The sequence below is a fragment of the Pseudanabaena sp. UWO310 genome (assembly GCF_006861605.1).
Lineage (GTDB): Bacteria > Cyanobacteriota > Cyanobacteriia > Pseudanabaenales > Pseudanabaenaceae > Pseudanabaena.
In genome coordinates, this window is the sequence record NZ_SELU01000016.1 from 46,798 (window position 1) to 64,444 (window position 17,647).

The 17,647-nt window shown below is 44.9% G+C and carries 14 protein-coding genes; 9 read left to right on the forward strand and 5 right to left on the reverse strand.

Annotated elements, in window-relative coordinates; genetic code table 11:
* The first annotated feature begins 44 nt into the window (after positions 1 to 44).
* Both PseudUWO310_RS07265 and PseudUWO310_RS07270 read left to right on the forward strand, forming a co-directional pair.
* Positions 45 to 1,925, forward strand: a complete 1,881-nt coding sequence (locus PseudUWO310_RS07265; RefSeq protein ID WP_142600055.1) for a lipoxygenase family protein — start codon at positions 45 to 47, stop codon at positions 1,923 to 1,925.
* A 346-nt stretch (positions 1,926 to 2,271) separates the two neighbouring features.
* Positions 2,272 to 2,421 carry a chlorophyll a/b-binding protein gene (locus PseudUWO310_RS07270; RefSeq protein WP_009628724.1) on the forward strand — a complete coding sequence of 50 codons (150 nt, stop codon included), beginning with the start codon at positions 2,272 to 2,274 and terminating at the stop codon, positions 2,419 to 2,421.
* Positions 2,422 to 2,758: 337 nt separating this feature from the next.
* On the opposite strand, the gene PseudUWO310_RS07275 is transcribed toward PseudUWO310_RS07270, so the two are convergent.
* The 3 genes from PseudUWO310_RS07275 to dnaA all read right to left on the reverse strand — a co-directional run bounded on the left by PseudUWO310_RS07275 (position 2,759) and on the right by dnaA (position 8,041).
* Positions 2,759 to 3,595 (reverse strand): RimK family alpha-L-glutamate ligase, encoded by an 837-nt coding sequence (locus tag PseudUWO310_RS07275; protein WP_142600056.1) that lies wholly within the window; start codon positions 3,593 to 3,595, stop codon positions 2,759 to 2,761.
* Positions 3,596 to 3,757: 162 nt separating this feature from the next.
* Positions 3,758 to 6,400, reverse strand: coding sequence for an alanine--tRNA ligase (alaS, locus tag PseudUWO310_RS07280; protein ID WP_142600057.1), 2,643 nt, complete (start codon positions 6,398 to 6,400; stop codon positions 3,758 to 3,760).
* Positions 6,401 to 6,559: 159 nt separating this feature from the next.
* Positions 6,560 to 8,041, reverse strand: coding sequence for a chromosomal replication initiator protein DnaA (gene dnaA / locus PseudUWO310_RS07285; RefSeq protein WP_142600058.1), 1,482 nt, complete (start codon positions 8,039 to 8,041; stop codon positions 6,560 to 6,562).
* An 84-nt stretch (positions 8,042 to 8,125) separates the two neighbouring features.
* On the opposite strand from dnaA, the gene pdxA reads away from it, so the two are divergent.
* Positions 8,126 to 9,268 (forward strand): 4-hydroxythreonine-4-phosphate dehydrogenase PdxA, encoded by a 1,143-nt coding sequence (gene pdxA / locus PseudUWO310_RS07290; RefSeq protein WP_142600059.1) that lies wholly within the window; start codon positions 8,126 to 8,128, stop codon positions 9,266 to 9,268.
* A gap of 267 nt (positions 9,269 to 9,535) precedes the next feature.
* On the opposite strand, the gene rplI is transcribed toward pdxA, so the two are convergent.
* The gene (gene rplI, locus PseudUWO310_RS07295; protein ID WP_142600060.1) at positions 9,536 to 9,997 is read right to left on the reverse strand and encodes a 50S ribosomal protein L9; all 462 of its coding nucleotides are present in this window, start codon (positions 9,995 to 9,997) and stop codon (positions 9,536 to 9,538) included.
* Positions 9,998 to 10,207: 210 nt separating this feature from the next.
* On the opposite strand from rplI, the gene PseudUWO310_RS07300 reads away from it, so the two are divergent.
* Together PseudUWO310_RS07300 and PseudUWO310_RS07305 are read left to right on the forward strand one after the other, a co-directional pair.
* Entirely contained in the window at positions 10,208 to 11,350 is a 1,143-nt protein-coding gene (locus PseudUWO310_RS07300; RefSeq protein WP_142600061.1) for a FecR domain-containing protein, read from the forward strand.
* A gap of 234 nt (positions 11,351 to 11,584) precedes the next feature.
* Positions 11,585 to 12,673 (forward strand): two-component regulator propeller domain-containing protein, encoded by a 1,089-nt coding sequence (locus PseudUWO310_RS07305; protein WP_142600062.1) that lies wholly within the window; start codon positions 11,585 to 11,587, stop codon positions 12,671 to 12,673.
* Between the two features lie 227 nt (positions 12,674 to 12,900).
* Here PseudUWO310_RS07305 and PseudUWO310_RS07310 read toward each other — a convergent pair whose 3' ends face one another.
* Positions 12,901 to 13,428: a hypothetical protein gene (locus tag PseudUWO310_RS07310; protein WP_142600063.1), complete on the reverse strand. Its 528-nt coding sequence runs from the start codon at positions 13,426 to 13,428 to the stop codon at positions 12,901 to 12,903.
* A 578-nt stretch (positions 13,429 to 14,006) separates the two neighbouring features.
* Here PseudUWO310_RS07310 and tnpB point away from each other — a divergent pair.
* The 4 genes from tnpB (at position 14,007) to surE (ending at position 17,591) form a co-directional block, all read left to right on the forward strand.
* Positions 14,007 to 15,200, forward strand: coding sequence for an IS200/IS605 family element RNA-guided endonuclease TnpB (gene tnpB, locus PseudUWO310_RS07315; protein ID WP_142600064.1), 1,194 nt, complete (start codon positions 14,007 to 14,009; stop codon positions 15,198 to 15,200).
* 87 nt (positions 15,201 to 15,287) lie between these two features.
* Positions 15,288 to 15,911, forward strand: coding sequence for an imidazole glycerol phosphate synthase subunit HisH (gene hisH, locus PseudUWO310_RS07320; RefSeq protein WP_142600065.1), 624 nt, complete (start codon positions 15,288 to 15,290; stop codon positions 15,909 to 15,911).
* Between the two features lie 26 nt (positions 15,912 to 15,937).
* Complete coding sequence (locus PseudUWO310_RS07325; RefSeq protein WP_009629694.1) at positions 15,938 to 16,465, forward strand: DUF2808 domain-containing protein; 528 nt, start codon at positions 15,938 to 15,940, stop codon at positions 16,463 to 16,465.
* A gap of 340 nt (positions 16,466 to 16,805) precedes the next feature.
* Positions 16,806 to 17,591: a 5'/3'-nucleotidase SurE gene (surE, locus tag PseudUWO310_RS07330; protein WP_142600066.1), complete on the forward strand. Its 786-nt coding sequence runs from the start codon at positions 16,806 to 16,808 to the stop codon at positions 17,589 to 17,591.
* Positions 17,592 to 17,647: the final 56 nt, after the last annotated feature.

Here is a 17,647-nt window from a genome sequence, read left to right on the forward strand (position 1 = left end):
CATTAAAGTTTTATATATGGATGTACAGATTTTAAGGTGCATCCATGATCTCTTCGATTTTGCGTGGTATTGCCCAAATATTAAATTTCCTTGCGACTAAGTTGTCCGACTTAGCAAGTTTAATATTGCGGCGATCGCCTTCAAGTAAATATCCCCTATTACCTCAAAACGATCCCGAAACCGATCGACGACAGGCTCTGCTCAACCAGTCTAGACAGCTCTATCAGTATAACTACACCTATGTTGCCCCCTTGCCGATGGTCGAAAAAGTGCCAACTGGCGAGCAGTTCTCATTGTCTTGGGGCTTATTGGTAGGAAAGGCAGTTATCGAAATTTTATTAAATGATATTGCGAATCCTTTCCTCTTGAGTGAAAAGGGTAAAAATGCCTCTAAAGCTAGGCAACAAGACTTCTCAAAACGTTTACTTGAAGCTGGCGTTGCTCAGTCGAATTCCGCAATAATAGGGCTATTATCAGAGATTCCCACCCTATTAGAGACTGAACCCACCAATGTCGAAGGTTCAAACATTAAGGAATATAACGATCTTTTTTGGATTATTTCTTTGCCCAAGATCAGTCAAAGTTTTACAACTAATTCTGAGTTTGCAAGGCTTCGCGTTGCTGGATTTAACCCTGTGACGATCCAACGTATCAAGACCTTAGATGCGAAATTTCCTCTCACGGAAGATCAGTTTCAAACGGTGTTAGCGGGGGACTCTCTCGCTGAGGCTGGAGCGCAAGGTCGCTTGTATCTGGCTGATTATGCAGAGCTAACGGCGATCGCGGGCGGTACGTTTCCTAAGGGAGCGCAAAAGTATATAAATGCACCTTTGGCATTGTTTGCCGTTCCCAAAGGACAGCAGAGTTTGACACCGATCGCTATTCAATTAGGGCAAGACCCTAGTGCTTATCCCATCTTTGTCTGTCAGGCTGATGATGAACCGAACTGGCTTCTAGCTAAAACCGTTGTCCAGATTGCTGATGCCAATTACCACGAACTGATTAGCCATTTAGGTAGAACCCATTTATTTATCGAACCCTTTGCGATCGCGACTAATCGCCAACTTGCCAGCAATCATCCTTTGTATATTCTGCTCAAGCCTCATTTCCAAGGAACTTTAGCGATCAATAATGCTGCTCAATCGGGACTGATTAGTGCTGGTGGAACCGTGGATAGTCTACTAGCGGGAACGATCACTTCCTCGCGCACCCTGTCAGCACAGTCCGTTGAGAACTATAACTTCAATGAAGCGATGTTGCCTGTAGCCCTGAAGAAGAGGGGAGTGGACGATGTCAATATGCTGCCCGATTATCCCTATCGCGATGATGCTTTATTGGTCTGGGGAGCGATCGCAACTTGGGTCAAAAACTATCTATCCATCTATTATTTCAGCGATACTGATGTCCTTAGAGATTCGGAACTGCAAGCATGGGCGAAGGAAATTACCTCGGTTGATGGCGGGCGCGTCAAGAGTTTTGGTCAAAATGGTCAGATTCAGACCTTCGATTATTTGGTCGATGCGGTGACATTGCTGATCTTTACCAGCAGCGCTCAACATGCGGCGGTAAACTTCCCTCAGGGAGATTTGATGGACTACACGCCAGCAATTCCCCTAGCGGGCTATACTCCCGCACCAACGGCAACCACTGGCGCAACGGAAGCAGATTTCTTTGCCATGCTACCGCCCATCGACCAAGCTAAGAGTCAATTGACCATGACCTATATTCTGGGATCTGTTTATTACACGACTCTAGGCGACTATGGTTCAGATTATTTCAACGACGATCGCCTTCAGCAACCCTTACGCGATTTTCAAGATGGGTTAAAAGCGATCGAGTCTACAATTAAGTCGCGCAATGAGACTAGGGTTGCTGATTACAATTACTTAAAACCATCACGGATTCCTCAAAGCATTAATATCTAATACCAAGTTAAGAAATGGCGTAGCCATTTCTTAACTTGGCTATAAAGCCCTAAAGATGAGTGGCGGCGCTCCGCGCCGCCACTCATCTTTAGGGCTTTGATATTTAATCTTGTCTAGCCCCTTAATACCAAAGCTCAAAATGGCGTAGCCATTTTGAGCTTTGAAAACCCTTACTGGGTTTGTTTTTTAATTCACAAAAGTGTTGTCACACTTTCGTGAATTGGTATAACTTGATCGAATCTATCTTTAGTAGGATAGACCGTTAAGAAATATAAAGTATTATTAAGACAAGCAAAGATTCTTATCTTCAAAGTTAACAGTCTAAACATCAAAGGAGATTATTGCAATGTCTGACACTACTACAGAACCCAAATTTGGTTTTAACAACTTCGCTGAAACTTGGAACGGTCGTCTTGCAATGCTTGGCTTCGTTATCGGTTTGGCAACAGAGTTGCTCACTGGTCAAGGTATTCTTTCTCAAATCGGCTTAATGTAATTCTTCTTCCATAGAAAAAGAGAGAGGGGAGTGTTATGCGCTTCCCTCTCTCTTTTTGCATAAAAGCCCCAAGGAGGAAAATTGTTGCAAAGCAACAACTTTCCTCCTTGGGGCTTTTTTATGATTTATATAGCTGTCGCCAAGTCTAATAGGACATAAACCCCAAGAATTGATTGGCGGCGCTTCGCGCCGCCAATCAATTCTTGGGGTTTGATTTGTCCTAAGTCAAGTGACTGTAGCTATAGATATCGCCAGTTTTGTCAGGACAAAAAATAAACCCCAAAATAGTGTTACCGTGCGGAGCACGGTAACACTATTTAGTTGATGGCAGTGATAACTATGCTGGAGTGTTTAAATACTTTAAAATCCTTTCAAAAAGATTCACGATCGCATCTTCTCCATTGTCGCGAATGAAGATATCAAAATTAGGATGGGAATTTGCTTCAATTAACCAGTACTTACCTCGATCGTCTAGCGCCACATCTAGCCCAACATAGGCGATCGGCATTTTCTGGAAAATCGGTTGAATAAACCTAGCGATCGCCTCTAACGTTTCTGGGTCATTGACTTTTTTGGCGATCGCACCCTCCCAATGCAAAGGGCTGAGATTGCCTGTAAACTTCGCCTGCGAAAAATCCTTGTCATACAAAATTATCTGTTCGCTATTGAGACAGACAGAGCGATATTCTTTCACAATATTAATAGGCTCTTGGGCGAGGGCAACATAGTCATAACTCTTAGAATTAATATCAAAGATGACATTTAAAGCATTTCTCATTTGCTGCGGATCGTGGCATTTGAAAACATTGCTTCCCCCCGAACCCCGATTTCTTTTTAAAATGAGTGGCAACTCAAAATGTTTCTCGATTTCCGTCAGGATTTCGTCAATGGAAGAAAATTGCAAATACTCTTTATATTTCTCATCGCAATAGGGAGAAATATAAGACATAGTGCGCGGCATCTTCACCACATCTTGGAAAACTTGATAAAAATACTGTTTATCTTTAAAAATTTCGGCAACAGATTGAGGAGTCAATGGTGTTGCATAGTTAGTGAAGTAAACTGCGCGATCGCGCAGTTTAACTTTGACTAAATTCTGATTGGGATGCAAGATCTCATAGTCAAAGGACAACTTTTTACAAGCTGCCATTAACATTTTGATATTCGTCAGCATAGTTATTAAAGTTATTAAACTCTACAAAATCAGTTGGGAAAATCAAAAGGGTGATTGGCGGTGCTTTGCGCCGCCAATCACCCTTTCGATTTTTTGTTCTATAACGTGGCGATAGCTATAAAACATAGAAAAAACTAAAAACCAAAAACTAAAAACTAAAAACTAAGAATTGCTCAGAACTTGTCTTAATTGAGTTTCAGCCGCTTCAAGCGCTTCTGGCAACTTACCCGCATCCTTGCCGCCAGCTTGGGCGAGGTTGGGACGACCGCCGCCGCCACCACCGCAGATTTTCGCGATCGCACCGACAAATTTACCCGCTTGCAGTCCTTTCGCGATAACCTCCTTACTGAAGCAAGCAACCAATGTCACCTTCCCGTCTGGGCTAAAAGACCCAAGGACGACCGCACTATGTCCTAACTTTGCCGCTAGTTTTTCGGCAGCAGCTTTCAGAGCTTCTGCTTCGATATCGGGAAGTTGCGCGACTAGGATCTTAAAGGAACCCACTGCTTCGGCTTCATGGATGAGGGTGTCAGCTTTGACGAGGGCTAATTCTTGTTTGAGAGTTTCCACCTCTTTGTGGGCAGTTTTAAGCTCCTGTTGCAGCCCTGTAATCCGATCGCTAATTTCTTCAGGTTTAATCTTGAAGCGATCGCTTAAATCCTTGGCGATATTGTCGCGGACAGTTAAATATTCGAGGACGGCTTGACCTGCGATCGCTTCGATCCGCCTTACCCCAGAGGCAACACCAGCTTCCGAAATGATTTTAAATACACCAATTTCGCTAGTGTTTTTTACATGAGTGCCCCCGCAAAGTTCCATTGATACGTTAGGAATATCCATGACGCGAACTTCGGCTCCATATTTTTCGCCAAACATGGCGATCGCTCCCTTAGCCTTGGCTTGAGCAATTGGCATCACTTCAATTACCGAATCATGGGCTTCGGCAATCCAGTTATTGATTTGCAGCTCGATTTGCTGAATTTCGGCAGCAGTCACGGCTCGATTGAGATTGAAGTCAAAACGAAGACGATCGCCATCAACTAAAGACCCAGCTTGGGAAACATTAGGATCGACGATCTTTTTGAGAGCGGCTTGTAATAGGTGGGTGGCGGTATGGTGCGCTTGGATGCGGCGGCGATCGGATAGGGCGATTTGCGCGTTAACATGATCCCCGACCGTAATTTCACCCCGTTCTATCTGTCCGATGTGAACGAATAAATCGGCTTGCTTCTGGACATCACTAATCTGGGCGATCGCTTCACCAATGGCGAGATAGCCCTTATCTCCCACCTGTCCGCCTGACTCGGCATAAAAAGGAGTACGATCTAAGACGATTTGTACCTTATTACCTGCGATCGCTGTTTTTACGGATTCTCCATTAACTAGAATCCTTTTCACCTGAGCGGAACTGCCCAGTTCTTTGTAACCGAGAAATTCCGTTTTCCCAATTTCCTTGGCAATATTTACCCAGCTATCCTTTGCCATTAGATCGATGTCTTCATGGGCGGCTTGCGATCGCTCCTGTTGCTTCTTCATTTCCGCCTCAAATCCTGCCGCATCGACGACAAAACCTTCTTCTTCCGCGATTTCTTGGGTCAGTTCAAACGGAAATCCGTAGGTGTCATAGAGTGTGAAAGCATCTACACCTGAGATCGTCTTACTCGATTGCGATTCAGCTTTTTCGAGTATTTCTACCAGTAATTTTTCGCCCCTCTCTAGGGTTTGCAAGAAGCGAGTTTCCTCTATTTGAATTTCGTCTTTAATGACTTTTTCCCTTTCACGGGTGTTGGGATAGACGGATTCCGAAAGGGCGATCGCCACTTCTGCTACTTCCGAGGCAAAGGTTCCAGAAATGCCAATCAAGCGCCCATGCCGCACCACACGCCGCAATAGACGACGCATGACATAGCCACGACCGACATTGGAAGCATTAATACCATCAGCAATCATATGGACGACCGAACGTACATGATCGCCGATCACCTTCAGCGAAGTCTTTACCTTTTCATCGCTCTGGTGATAATCGAGCCCTGCCAGATCGGCAGCTTTTTTGACAATTGGGAAGATTAAATCCGTTTCGTAGTTATTGGGAACGCCTTGCAATACCTGAGCCATCCGTTCCAATCCCAAGCCCGTATCAATATTTTGCTTTTTGAGTTTAGTGAGACTGCCATCGGCTTCGCGATTTAATTCCATGAATACGAGGTTATAAATCTCTAAAAATCGCGAATCATCTTCTAAATCAATCGCATCATCGCCCAATTCAGGATGAAAATCAAAATAGATTTCGGAACATGGACCACAGGGACCCGTCGCCCCCGATGCCCAGAAGTTATCGTCACCCATCCGCTGAATCCGATGGGCGGGAATACCGATCGCATCTCGCCAAATCGCAAAAGCATCCTCATCGGTGTGATAGACGCTTACCACTAGGCGATCGGGTGGTAATTGAAATACTTTCGTGACTAATTCCCATCCCCAAGCGATCGCTTCTTTTTTGAAGTAATCGCCAAAGCTGAAATTGCCTAACATTTCAAAAAATGTATGATGACGGGCGGTTCTGCCGACATTTTCAATATCATTTGTCCGAATACATTTTTGAGATGTCGTAGCGCGAGGGACTTCCGCCTCCTGCTGTCCTAAAAAAATTGGCTTAAATGGTAGCATTCCCGCGATCGTCAGTAATACCGTCGGGTCGGCAGGGACGAGCGAGGCACTAGGCAATACCTTATGATCGCGCTCCTCAAAGAACCTGAGGAATTTTGACCGAATTTCAGCACCAGTAAGAGAAGGAAGGCTAGCCATAAAAGTTTGAACTAATTTTGAACTAATCAAGACAGGTAAATTTTTTGTACATGTATTGTAGCAACGTAAGTTTTGCTTAGGGCAGAAAACCCAAAAGATGAGTAGCAGCGCGAAGCCCTGCTACTCATCTTTTGCCTTTTGAGTCGCTATGAATTTTCCCTAATTTTTAGTTTGGGCAACTAGGTAAATGCGATCGCTTAATTGGCGTAATAACTGAGCAATATCCCCATCAGTGGACTGCAATTGGGCAACTTTTTCGCAGCTATACATGACCGTAGTATGGTCTTTACCACCGACTGCCTCGCCAATTTTGGGCAAGCTGAGATTCGTATGTTGGCGCATTAGATACATGACGTATTGACGGGCTTGACTAATTTCACGGCGGCGAGAATTGCCCAGCAGATCGGCTAGATCGATATTTAGGGTTTCGGTAACCACACTTAAAACCATCTCCGCCGAAACTTCCACAGGCTCTTTAGGGGGATTCAGCACGGGCGCGACATTTTCCACCGTCATGGGCAGCCCTGAAATCGAAATATAGGCAACGGTTCGCACCAACGCTCCTTCCAATTCGCGAATATTGGAAGTGTAGCTGGCGGCGATGTAATGGAGGACATCGGCGGGAATTTTGAGGTTGTCGTATTCGGCTTTTTTTTGCAAAATCGCCATGCGGGTTTCCAGATCGGGAACTTGAATATCGGCAATCAAACCCATCGAAAAGCGTGAGCAAAGACGCTCTTGTAAACGGGGAATCTGGGCAGGCGGGCGATCGCTCGCTAATACAATTTGTTTACCCGTTTCATAGAGCGTATTAAAAGTATGGAAAAACTCCTCTTGAGTGTATTCCTTGCCTTCAATAAATTGAATATCATCGACGATCAACATATCGATCTCGCGATATAGCTCCCGAAATCTCTGCATACTATCTTTACGAATTGCCGAGATCAGATCGTTCGTAAACTGCTCCGTCGATACATAGGCAATTCTGGCTTTTGGATCGATTTCCAGACGGTAATGGGCGATCGCTTGCATCAAATGGGTCTTGCCTAGACCCACGCCACCACATAAAAACAAGGGATTAAACTCACGTCCCGGCGCTTCGGATACAGCCAGAGCGGCCGCATGAGCCATCCGATTGGTAGAGCCAACTACAAAACGATTGAAATTATACTTGCGATTGAGGTTGCTAGGGCGCGGTGCATTGCCATTACTCTCGGTTTGAGAATTACTCTGACCATTGTCAAGGGGCGGTGGGGGAATGGCGGCTGCCATGGCTTGCACAGCCTCAGCGGCGATCGCTGTTTCAAGCATCCCATCCTGACTAACTTCATCTTTACCATCAAGATTTAGATTGAGTTCGGGTTGTCCCGTGGGCGGATCACTACTAGGAGCCGCGACGATATGAATCTCGACAGGATAACCAAGAATCTCGGTAACCGCATCGGTAATATTTTGAAAATAATACTTATGCAGCCAATTTTTGGCAAAAAGAGAGGGCGTACGAATGGTCAAGCGATCGGCCGTAAGCCCATCTGCCACAACTGTCTTGATCCATCCTTCATAGGTAGGACGGCTAAGTTGGCTTTCAAGCAGTTCGAGGACTTGATTCCAGAGGGTTTCTAAGGAAATATCAACTGACATCGTTGGTGGTGGTCAAGAGGGCTAACGGCGGATCACGATCTTATCGCGTGTATTAAAATTTTGGAGAATTACTTAATTGACTTAATGAATACTCTGCGGAATTCCCATATAAGCTCTGTAGCAAAATCTCATTCTAGCTCTAGAGCGCGAATAGCTCTCACTATAGGCGATCCCGCAGGAATTGGTACGGAAATCATTCTAAAGTCTCTTGCCGATCGCTATTTAGATGGTTCTTTAGAGCCAAATTTAGAGCCCTCTTTAGATCGTACTTTAGCCCGTAATTTACGTGGTTTAGAGGCTACATTCACGATCTTTGGCGATCGCCGTTACTTGCAAGAAACCTATAATTTGTTAATAAATCATAGCAATCTGCCACTGGCTGACCCCTCGCGCTTAGAGATTGTCGATATTTGCACCGAGGGCGATATTTCCTTGGGGATCGGCAATCGGGCAAGTGGAGCAGCAAGTTTTGCCTATCTCGATGCGGCGATCGCGGCAACCTTGGCGGGGGACTTTGATGCGATCGTCACCGCCCCGATCGCCAAGTCAGCATGGAAACAAGCGGGACATCACTATGCTGGGCAAACAGAACTGCTTGCTGAGCGCAGCCAAGTTGATGATTTTGGTATGTTGTTTGTGGGCAAGTCTCCCCATACTGACTGGGTATTGAGGACTTTGCTAGCCACAGTCCATATTCCTTTACATGAAGTCACGCAGAGGCTCACCCCCCAACTGATCGAGCAAAAATTAGAACTATTAAGGCGATCGCTATGGCAGGACTTTGGGATCGCTAACCCGCGCATTGCGATCGCGGGGATCAATCCCCATAGTGGTGAACAGGGGCAATTGGGACGGGAGGAGCTGGAATGGCTGCAACCTGCGATCGATCGCTATCGTCAACAACACCCCAATGTCCAACTTAGCAACCCCATTCCTCCCGATACCATGTGGCTCAATCCTGCCAAGGCTTGGCAGGATCGCGATCGCACTGACCTTGGTTATGACGCTTATCTGGCGATGTATCACGATCAGGGTTTAATTCCCGTCAAGCTTTTAGCCTTTGATCGGGCGGTGAATACCACAATCGGATTGCCCTTTGTGAGGACATCCCCCGATCACGGTACTGCCTTTGATATCGCTGGCAAGGGGCTCGCCGATCCCGCCAGTACGATCGAAGCGATCGCCTTAGCGGTGGAACTGGCAAATATACGCAAGCTTGGCTCTTAAGCTGCCCTCAATAAAAGAATGGCGGCGCTTCGCGCCGCTATTCTTTTATTGGGTTCCTAGTACATTTGGCGATAGCTACTGCCAAGTTATAGCTACCGCCAGTCTTGTTAGGACAGAATTAAAACCCAAGATCGTGTTGCCGCGCGGAGCGCGGCAACACGATCTTGGGTTTTATGTCCTGATACAGTTGGCGGTAGCTATAACTTGGCAGCAAAAAAAGGCAGCAAAAAAAGGGCGACGCATTGCGTCGCCCTTTTTTTAGTTGAATTATTCGGGAATAACTTGGATCTTGATTGTTGCGGTGACTTCAGCATGAAGCTTGATCGAAACATCAAAAGTACCTGTTTGATTGATTTCAGGGATTGTAATATCACGGTGATCGATTTCTAACATCGACTTCGCGGTAATCAACTGAGCGACTTCGCGATCGGTCACAGTACCAAAGATCGCATTACCTTCACCAACTTTTTTCTTGATAATAAAACCGCCAATGGTCGAGAGCGCAGTCTTACGGCTTTCGGCTTCTTGACGAATGGCAATCAAACGTTGACGTTCGACTTCCTTACGTCTTTCAACTTCTTTAACCACACCAGAGGTAGCACGAATAGCTAAACCCTGAGGTATGAGAAAATTTTGGGCATAACCCGGTGTTACCGATACTAAGTCGCCGAGTTTACCTAATTTTGTAACATTTTTGGTCAGCATGACCTGCAAATTACTCTTTGCCATGTGCTTTTGACTCTTACTCGTTTGAAGATAGATTGAGATCCATGAAAGTCTGCCATCAGCACTCTTTCATCAATCATAATTAGAATTACTGATAGCTATGGTCAAACAACGATGTTAGAACTAATATGTATATATTAGAATTTACGGTTTTAACCAGACTTTCTAGTATAGCGAAAAAACTGGCTTTGTAGACTCTACAAAAAATTTACGATGCAGCGTTGGCAGTTATCTAAAATCTCTGGACGAATTTTGCCTCTTTTCGTCTTATCTCTAGGAGCTGTAATGCTGCCTAGTTGTGCTTTTAATCAGCCAGCTAAACCTTTTAGCTCTGAGGCTTTACCGACGGAAGCGATCGCCGAAATCAGTGAAATTCGCAGTTTTCCAGTGCGGGTTAAATACATCAACGCCAATGCCCCCAGACCTGCAACCGTTGGTGTACCCCTCAAAGTAAATGAAAGCGTCAGTACCGAAGATTCCTCAACTGCCCAAGTAACTTTACGCAGTGGGGCAATTATTCGCATTGGTGGGCAATCGAGTCTAACCCTCAAACCCCAAAATCAAGTTGAATTTAACAACGGACGTTTGTTGGCATGGGCTGCCAAAGATAGTCAAGCTCCCGCTCAAATCCAAACCCCCTTTGGCGAAATTTCTAGTAACGATGGCACTTTATACGTAGAAATTCCTACCAAGGCAGCAGAGGATCGTCGGGTAATTGCCCTAGATGGGACGGTTACAGTGTTGTTAAAAAGCACTTCTGAAATTGTAACGCTCGGTAAGGGTGAAGAGATTAGCATCAAAGCTAACGGCAAGGCGACAACTCCCAAACGCCTTGACAAAGAAAGTATTGCTAAAAGCATTGCCAATAATTCACTTATCTTTGGGTTTAGTACTCAGTTGGCTAGCCTGCCCCAAATTACATCGGAATTTGGCGTAACGGCTTCGGTCAAGGAAGCAAACAAAATCGAGTTTCGTCGCGCTGACTTACCCAAGCCTAGCGAAAGCCCGAATCGCAACAAGGTTACCTATACTTCTGGGGCTGCCAATAGCGATCGCAATGATCGTAGCGATCGCCGTGATGATAAACCCGAACGCCCAAAGGAAGATACCACAGCGGCTAAAACCACTGAAACGCCATCGCCCAATGCGACCAGCAGTCCTGCACCCGTTAATAATACTAACTCTACGCCCGAACCTCAGCCCCAAAAGACTACTCAACCCTCTACCGTAACCACTAACCCCGTAGCCACTCCCGTAGAGCCCCCACCCCAACAACCCGCTCCTCTAGAACCACCACCACAGCCCGTCCAGCCCGAAGTTCCCCCTTCTTCGACTGCTCCTAAAACCAAGCCCTAAAGTAAGTATCTAGGTGCAATTAAATATAAAACCCCAAAAGCTGTAGCGCACGCACAGCGTGCGCTACAGCTTTTATTTCTGGTTTTTAATTTTATAGCCTTATATAATGTCATGCAACCTTAAATGGGGATAAAGCTAAAATTGGTGTGGCGATCGCAAACTCTTGTGTTAACATCTGACGCTTAAAAGGACACTGATCAAGAGTGTCAACAGGGTGTAGTGAGGTGATTAAAGATGTTGGCAGCAAAAAACATATCAAGAGATAGGGCTAAAACTTTTTTATTGGCAATAGTTAGTTTAGTAAGTAATGTAGCAAGTTTATATACGTTAACCTGTGGCTTAGTTAATCCTCTTGAGGCGATTAATTTTGACAATCCTCAGACGGTCACATCAATAAATACATCAACAAGCCTTTACCTTGCCCGCAATCCCTCATCAAATCTAGATGGGAGGATTAGCTCGACCCTAGTCGATAATCAGGGCAGGTTATGGATTGGTACTTGGCAAGGACTGAGGCAAATTGATTCACGCTCTGGAAAGGCGATCACTTCTATATCTCTCCCAAACTCGACTGTTACGGCCTTATTAGAAGACAATCGTGGTTATTTTTGGGTGGGGACGACTGCGGGGCTATATCAAATTGAACCTAGCTCTGGCAAGATTGAAAATATTGCCATCCAGCTATCTTCAAGTCGGATTCTCAGTTTAGCGATGGATCGGGCGGGATTTATTTGGGTAGGAACCGATCAAGGCATGACCCGCATTAGTCCCTACAACTCCGAGACCTATGCCCGTTTGCCCGACATTCCTGGAACAGCCGCTAATGTAATGCAGATCGACAATGCGGGCAATATTTGGGTGGGGACATTAAATGGTTTGTTTAAGATTAATCCTGGTACAGCCAAAATCACCGCTAGAATTCCCTATGTATCGGGGCAAATTGTCCAAGCTCTAACCATCGACCCCTCGGGAAAAATTTGGGCGGGCACACCACGCAATGTATACGAAATTAATCCCAATAGTAATAAGGCGATCGCCCGTATCAATTCGGTGACAGGACGCGATATTGTCGCCCTCGCCAGCAATAAAAATGGTGAACTGTGGATTGGTATGCGCGATGGTTTAGTCCTTGCCAATACCTACAATGGAGAAATTACTGCCTCTGTATATAATCTGCCCAGTAGCTCGGTGGTTAATTTGCTCATCAACAATCAACAGGTATTGATCGGTACTGAAGAAGGCTTGGGCAGGATTAACACTAAGCTCAAACCATCAGAGATCCCAAATGCCACGGCAGCCTTAATTTATAAGCTGTCGCCATAGCTGTTGCCCCAAAAGATGATTGGCGGCGCGAAGCGCCGCCAATCAATTATTTCTAGAAGCCTGTAGAGTTCATTAAGGGCTTTGAGAGAGCTAAGTAGCTAGGCGTATATAAAACGCCAAAAGCTGTAGCGCACGCGCAGCGTCCGCTACAGCTTTTGGGGTTTGGCTTTTAAAAACACAAAATTGCTATGCCATTTTGTGTTTTGGTATTAATTATGTCCAGCTACTTACCTATTAAAACTTTGCTGTAATGCGTCAGGGGTATTTACCCGAAAAGGCTCGGCTCCTAGGGATTTGGGATCGATGCGCCAACGTTCCTCAACGGTGCTGTACTCGGCAATTTTTTGAGAGCGGCGATTGTACAGCATGACATTAAAGTTTTGCTTTTGAGCTTCCGTGCCGAGTTTGAATAAAAATGTAAAGCGTTGTAAATAGTCCGATGCAATCCATCTAGTTGTATTGACGGTAATAATTGCCTGTTTTGCTTCAGAATCGATCGCAATATTTTCGACCCATCCCTCCTGTAAACGTTGAGACTTCCACCAAAGACTTGGCTCCACGGGTGCTTGGGGAATCGTAATATTTTCCTCGGCGATCGCTGCACGAGCGCTAAAAGTCAAAGGGGCGATCGCCCCAATACCTAACACCAGTAAAGCACCATGAAAAATACGATGCAGACTTTGATTCAGACCTTGATGCAGACTTTGCTTCAGACTTTGCTTCAAAATGCGATTCATAACTAATTTGTCATTCATCCGAAACCTCTTAGCGTATATTTCAGGATTTATCGCTATATTCACTCAAGTCAGGACATCAAACCCAATAGAGAGTTGCGGCGCGAAGCGCCGCAACTCTCTATTGGGTTTGATGTTTGTCCTAACATTACTGACTATAGCCATACTACATTTTGCTGAGGTGACAGACCGATAGTTTTTGATAAAAGTTGCATTTCATCGAGCTTTCATAAAAATCTATCGGGGTGCTTGCAAAGCTTTGTACTGCCAAACATTATAATTGCTTAATAATTGCTTAAAAAGAATTCTTAGAACAGCACAAACATAAATATCTCTGCAAGCTTACAGCTTTTATCTCTATAAGTTAAGTAATTGGGCTTAATTAAGTATAAAACCCTAAAACCTGCGGCGCACGCTGCGCGTGCGCCGCAGGTTTTAAATCTGGATTTTAACTAACGCGAACGGGAAGTCCCGCACTCTATCCGTTTACAAGGATGAGTGACGGGATGAAAGTGAGCCAGAAATAAATTGAGCGATAGCGAATCAATATAAATTCTATCTGTTATAATAGTCTTATCAGTATTCGATATTCTTGATAAATGTATAAGGCATACAAATATAGAATTTATCCCACAAGTGAGCAAGAAACCTTGCTTGCGAAGTCTTTTGGCTGTGCGAGATGGTTCTGGAACTATGCCTTGAATCTATGTCAAGAAACCTATAAAACTACTGGCAAAGGGCTGACTAGAGGATACATACAAGGCTTGCTCCCTGCACTCAAGAAAGAATACGAATGGCTAACCGAACCCTATTCTCAATGTTTGCAAGTAGTCGCATTGAACCTATCCACTGCCTATAAAAACTTTTTTGATAAACGTGCCATGTTGCCTAAGTTCAAATCTAAGCATGGTAGGCAGTCAATCAGTTATCCCCAAAATGTCAAGTTTGACGGTGACAATATCAATCTTCCCAAGATTGGCTTGGTTCAATGTCAGCGTCATCGTGATTTTGAAGGTGATATCAAAACCGTCACTGTTTCTCGCAATCCTGACGGAAAACACTTTGTTTCTGTCTTGGTTGACGATGGCAAAGCTAATCCTGAGTTAATACCAGTGGATAAAGCTATCGGTATTGATGTGGGATTAACCCATTTTGCAATTACCAGTGATGGCTCTAAGTTTGATAATCCTAGATTTTTTATCAAACATCAGCGCAACTTAAAGTGCAAACAGCAAAAGCTATCCAAGAAAAAGAAGGGTAGCCAAAATCGTAAAAAGGCAAGACTTGCCGTGGCAAAAGTTCACTCTAAAATTGCCAGATGTCGCGAAGATTTTCTGCACAAACTATCCCGCAAGATAGTCAACGAAAACCAAGTTATTGCCGTAGAAAATCTCAACATCAAGGGCATGGTTAAAACCCATAATCTAGCCAAAGCGATTAGCGATGTTGGTTGGGGTATGTTCTGCACAATGCTCAAGTACAAATCTGAAAGCGAAGGGAAACAATATATCGAAATTGATCGATGGTTTCCTAGCTCTAAAACTTGCCATGTATGCCTAAATCGAGTTGAAAATCTCGCTCTTGATATTAGGGCATGGACTTGTAAGCATTGTGGTACTCACCATGATCGTGATGTAAATGCAGCGATCAACATTAGAAATGAAGCCTTGCGGATTATCTCGTTAGGAACTAGCGAGTCTGCCTGTGGAGGGGATGTAAGTCGATCTGGTAAAACTTCGGTTTTGTTGGACGCTATCCCCGTTGAATCAGGAAGCCAGCACTGTACCGCCTAAGCGGTCAGCGTCTGGTAGTTCACTTCCCAGCTACTTAACTAAATGCCAGACTAAGTAAATGCCAGACTAATAAATAGGAGTAATATCATGCCAGTTGTGGCAGTGATCGACTATGACATGGGTAATCTGCACTCAGCCTGCAAAGGTTTAGAGATGGCAGGTGCAACCCCAATTGTCACCAACGATCCCCAAAAATTAGCCGCTGCCGATGGGATTGTTTTGCCAGGAGTAGGATCGTTCGATCCCGCGATGCAAAAATTACGGGCGACCCAATTAGAGCAACCCATTCATGAGGCGATCGCTTCAGGGAAACCATTTTTAGGAATCTGTTTGGGAATGCAAATCCTATTCGAGAGTAGTGAAGAAGGGGAAGAAGCAGGCTTAGGAATTATCAAAGGTCAAGTCAAGCGGTTTACCCATGAGCCTAGCCTGACGATCCCCCACATGGGTTGGAATCAGCTTGCGTTAACCCAAGCCCATTGTCCGCTTTGGCAAAACCTTGGCGCTAACCCTTGGATGTATTTTGTCCATTCCTATTACACTGATCCCATTGACCAATCGGTTACAGCCGCAACAACTACCCACGGCAGCCAAACCGTAACCGTAGCGATCGCCAAAGAAAATGTCATGGCTGTGCAATTTCATCCAGAGAAATCATCCAATGACGGGATACATTTGCTGTCCAATTTCGTCAGAATGATCAGCGCGTAGCATAATAGTAGAGTCTTGTGAGATTTATGAAGATCCAAATGATCAAAAAACTGGGTATTGTTTCTTGTCTTGCTGTAGCTTGTGCAGTTGTTTCACCCTCTGTAGTTCGCGCCCAATCTAATGCAGGATTTATTCTATTTGGCGGAATCAAAGATAGTGCACTTGACTATTGTCTCGACAGTGGTACCAGTGGTCGAAGCGATCGCTACTACTTAGAAGTGAAACCACAAAAATTTAAGGTCTCCGAAGTGATCGTTACCTACCCAGAGCATTTCACAGGTAGCTTTGATACGTCTGATATCAAGTTGCGGGTAACCGATCAATGTCGTGGCGGTAAAGATTTGGAAATCGAATCGGCAACTTGGGATAAAGAAACTCGTCGCATCACAATTATTCCCAAGGAAGCGATTCCCTCAAAAACAGCACTACGCGTCGTGATGTCTAACGTCAGAAATCCTGATTACGGCGGTTTTTATCAGTTTGATGGCAGAGTTATGCGTGCGGATGTTCCCGTGCCTGTTTACATTGGTTCTTGGGTCATTACGCTCGACTAATACCAAAACACAAAATGGCGTAGCCATTTTGTGTTTTTAAAACCCTTACTGGGTTTGGTTCTCAATTCCCAAAATTGTAGCCACACTTTTGGGAACTGGTATAAAAGCGATCAAAGTATCAACAATAAAGGAGGGTGCTTTGCACCCTCCTTTATTGTTAGTTAACGTGAATTCGGGATAATGGGAAACGGGCTTTGAGAAAGGGTTTGCGTAGCAAACCCTTTCTCAAAGCCCAAAAGTAAAAGCCGCACAAGCTTGGCTTGCAGGCGACACAGGCTTTGGTTTTATTCTTTAGCTATACTGATGTACTTAGTTGCTCGGACATTTTGAAAATTCAAATATGCATATTTTGATTAGTAATGATGATGGTATTTATGCTCCGGGGGTAAGGGCGCTAGCAGAGGCTCTCAGCAAAACCGAGCATCAAATTACTGTAGTATGTCCCGATCGCGAGCGATCGGCTACGGGGCATGCCCTGACCTTACAAGAACCCCTCAGGGTCGATCGCATTACTGACATTTACCCTCCGAGTATTGAGGCTTGGGCTTGTTCGGGTACGCCTTCGGATACCGTCAAGTTGGCTTTAGATGCCCTATTAGGCGATCGTCCCGATCTGGTGCTATCGGGCATTAATCGCGGCGCAAATCTGGGAACCGATGTTTTATACTCTGGCACTGTATCGGCGGCGATGGAGGGAGTACTTGAGGGAGTGCCAAGCATTGCCTTTAGCCTCGCAGGTTTTACCCATTTAGATTTTAGTGCGGCTGCGAATTTTGCTAAAAAAATGGTGCAGGCGATCTCCGATTATGCCCTAGAGGAACCAATTTTATTGAATGTCAATATTCCTGCCATTGATGAGGAAGATATCTGCGGTGTAGTTGTTACGAGATTAGGAATTCGTCGCTATCGCGATCAATTTGAGAAACGCATCGATCCGCGCGGCAAAATTTATTATTGGTTATCGGGTGTGGTCATCGAAGAAGAAGCGGAAGCCGATACCGATATCCAAGCAATTAGGGATAACTACATTACGATTACGCCACTCAAGCCCGATCTCACCTTCACTGCGGCGATTCCTTTTATAAAGACATGGACAGACAAGTTAACTAATTTGCCCAGTAGATAAATTATAGCGGTAGCCAGTTATATCAGCCCAAACCCCAAATAGAGTTGCGGCGCTAC

Coding starts and splice junctions, on each gene's coding strand:
- PseudUWO310_RS07265 (WP_142600055.1), top strand. CDS start 45: ATGATCTCTTCGATTTTGCGTGGTATTGCCCAAATATTAAATTTCCTT.
- PseudUWO310_RS07270 (WP_009628724.1), top strand. CDS start 2,272: ATGTCTGACACTACTACAGAACCCAAATTTGGTTTTAACAACTTCGCT.
- PseudUWO310_RS07275 (WP_142600056.1), bottom strand. CDS start 3,595: ATGCTGACGAATATCAAAATGTTAATGGCAGCTTGTAAAAAGTTGTCC.
- alaS (WP_142600057.1), bottom strand. CDS start 6,400: ATGGCTAGCCTTCCTTCTCTTACTGGTGCTGAAATTCGGTCAAAATTC.
- dnaA (WP_142600058.1), bottom strand. CDS start 8,041: ATGTCAGTTGATATTTCCTTAGAAACCCTCTGGAATCAAGTCCTCGAA.
- pdxA (WP_142600059.1), top strand. CDS start 8,126: ATGAATACTCTGCGGAATTCCCATATAAGCTCTGTAGCAAAATCTCAT.
- rplI (WP_142600060.1), bottom strand. CDS start 9,997: ATGGCAAAGAGTAATTTGCAGGTCATGCTGACCAAAAATGTTACAAAA.
- PseudUWO310_RS07300 (WP_142600061.1), top strand. CDS start 10,208: ATGCAGCGTTGGCAGTTATCTAAAATCTCTGGACGAATTTTGCCTCTT.
- PseudUWO310_RS07305 (WP_142600062.1), top strand. CDS start 11,585: ATGTTGGCAGCAAAAAACATATCAAGAGATAGGGCTAAAACTTTTTTA.
- PseudUWO310_RS07310 (WP_142600063.1), bottom strand. CDS start 13,428: ATGAATGACAAATTAGTTATGAATCGCATTTTGAAGCAAAGTCTGAAG.
- tnpB (WP_142600064.1), top strand. CDS start 14,007: ATGTATAAGGCATACAAATATAGAATTTATCCCACAAGTGAGCAAGAA.
- hisH (WP_142600065.1), top strand. CDS start 15,288: ATGCCAGTTGTGGCAGTGATCGACTATGACATGGGTAATCTGCACTCA.
- PseudUWO310_RS07325 (WP_009629694.1), top strand. CDS start 15,938: ATGAAGATCCAAATGATCAAAAAACTGGGTATTGTTTCTTGTCTTGCT.
- surE (WP_142600066.1), top strand. CDS start 16,806: ATGCATATTTTGATTAGTAATGATGATGGTATTTATGCTCCGGGGGTA.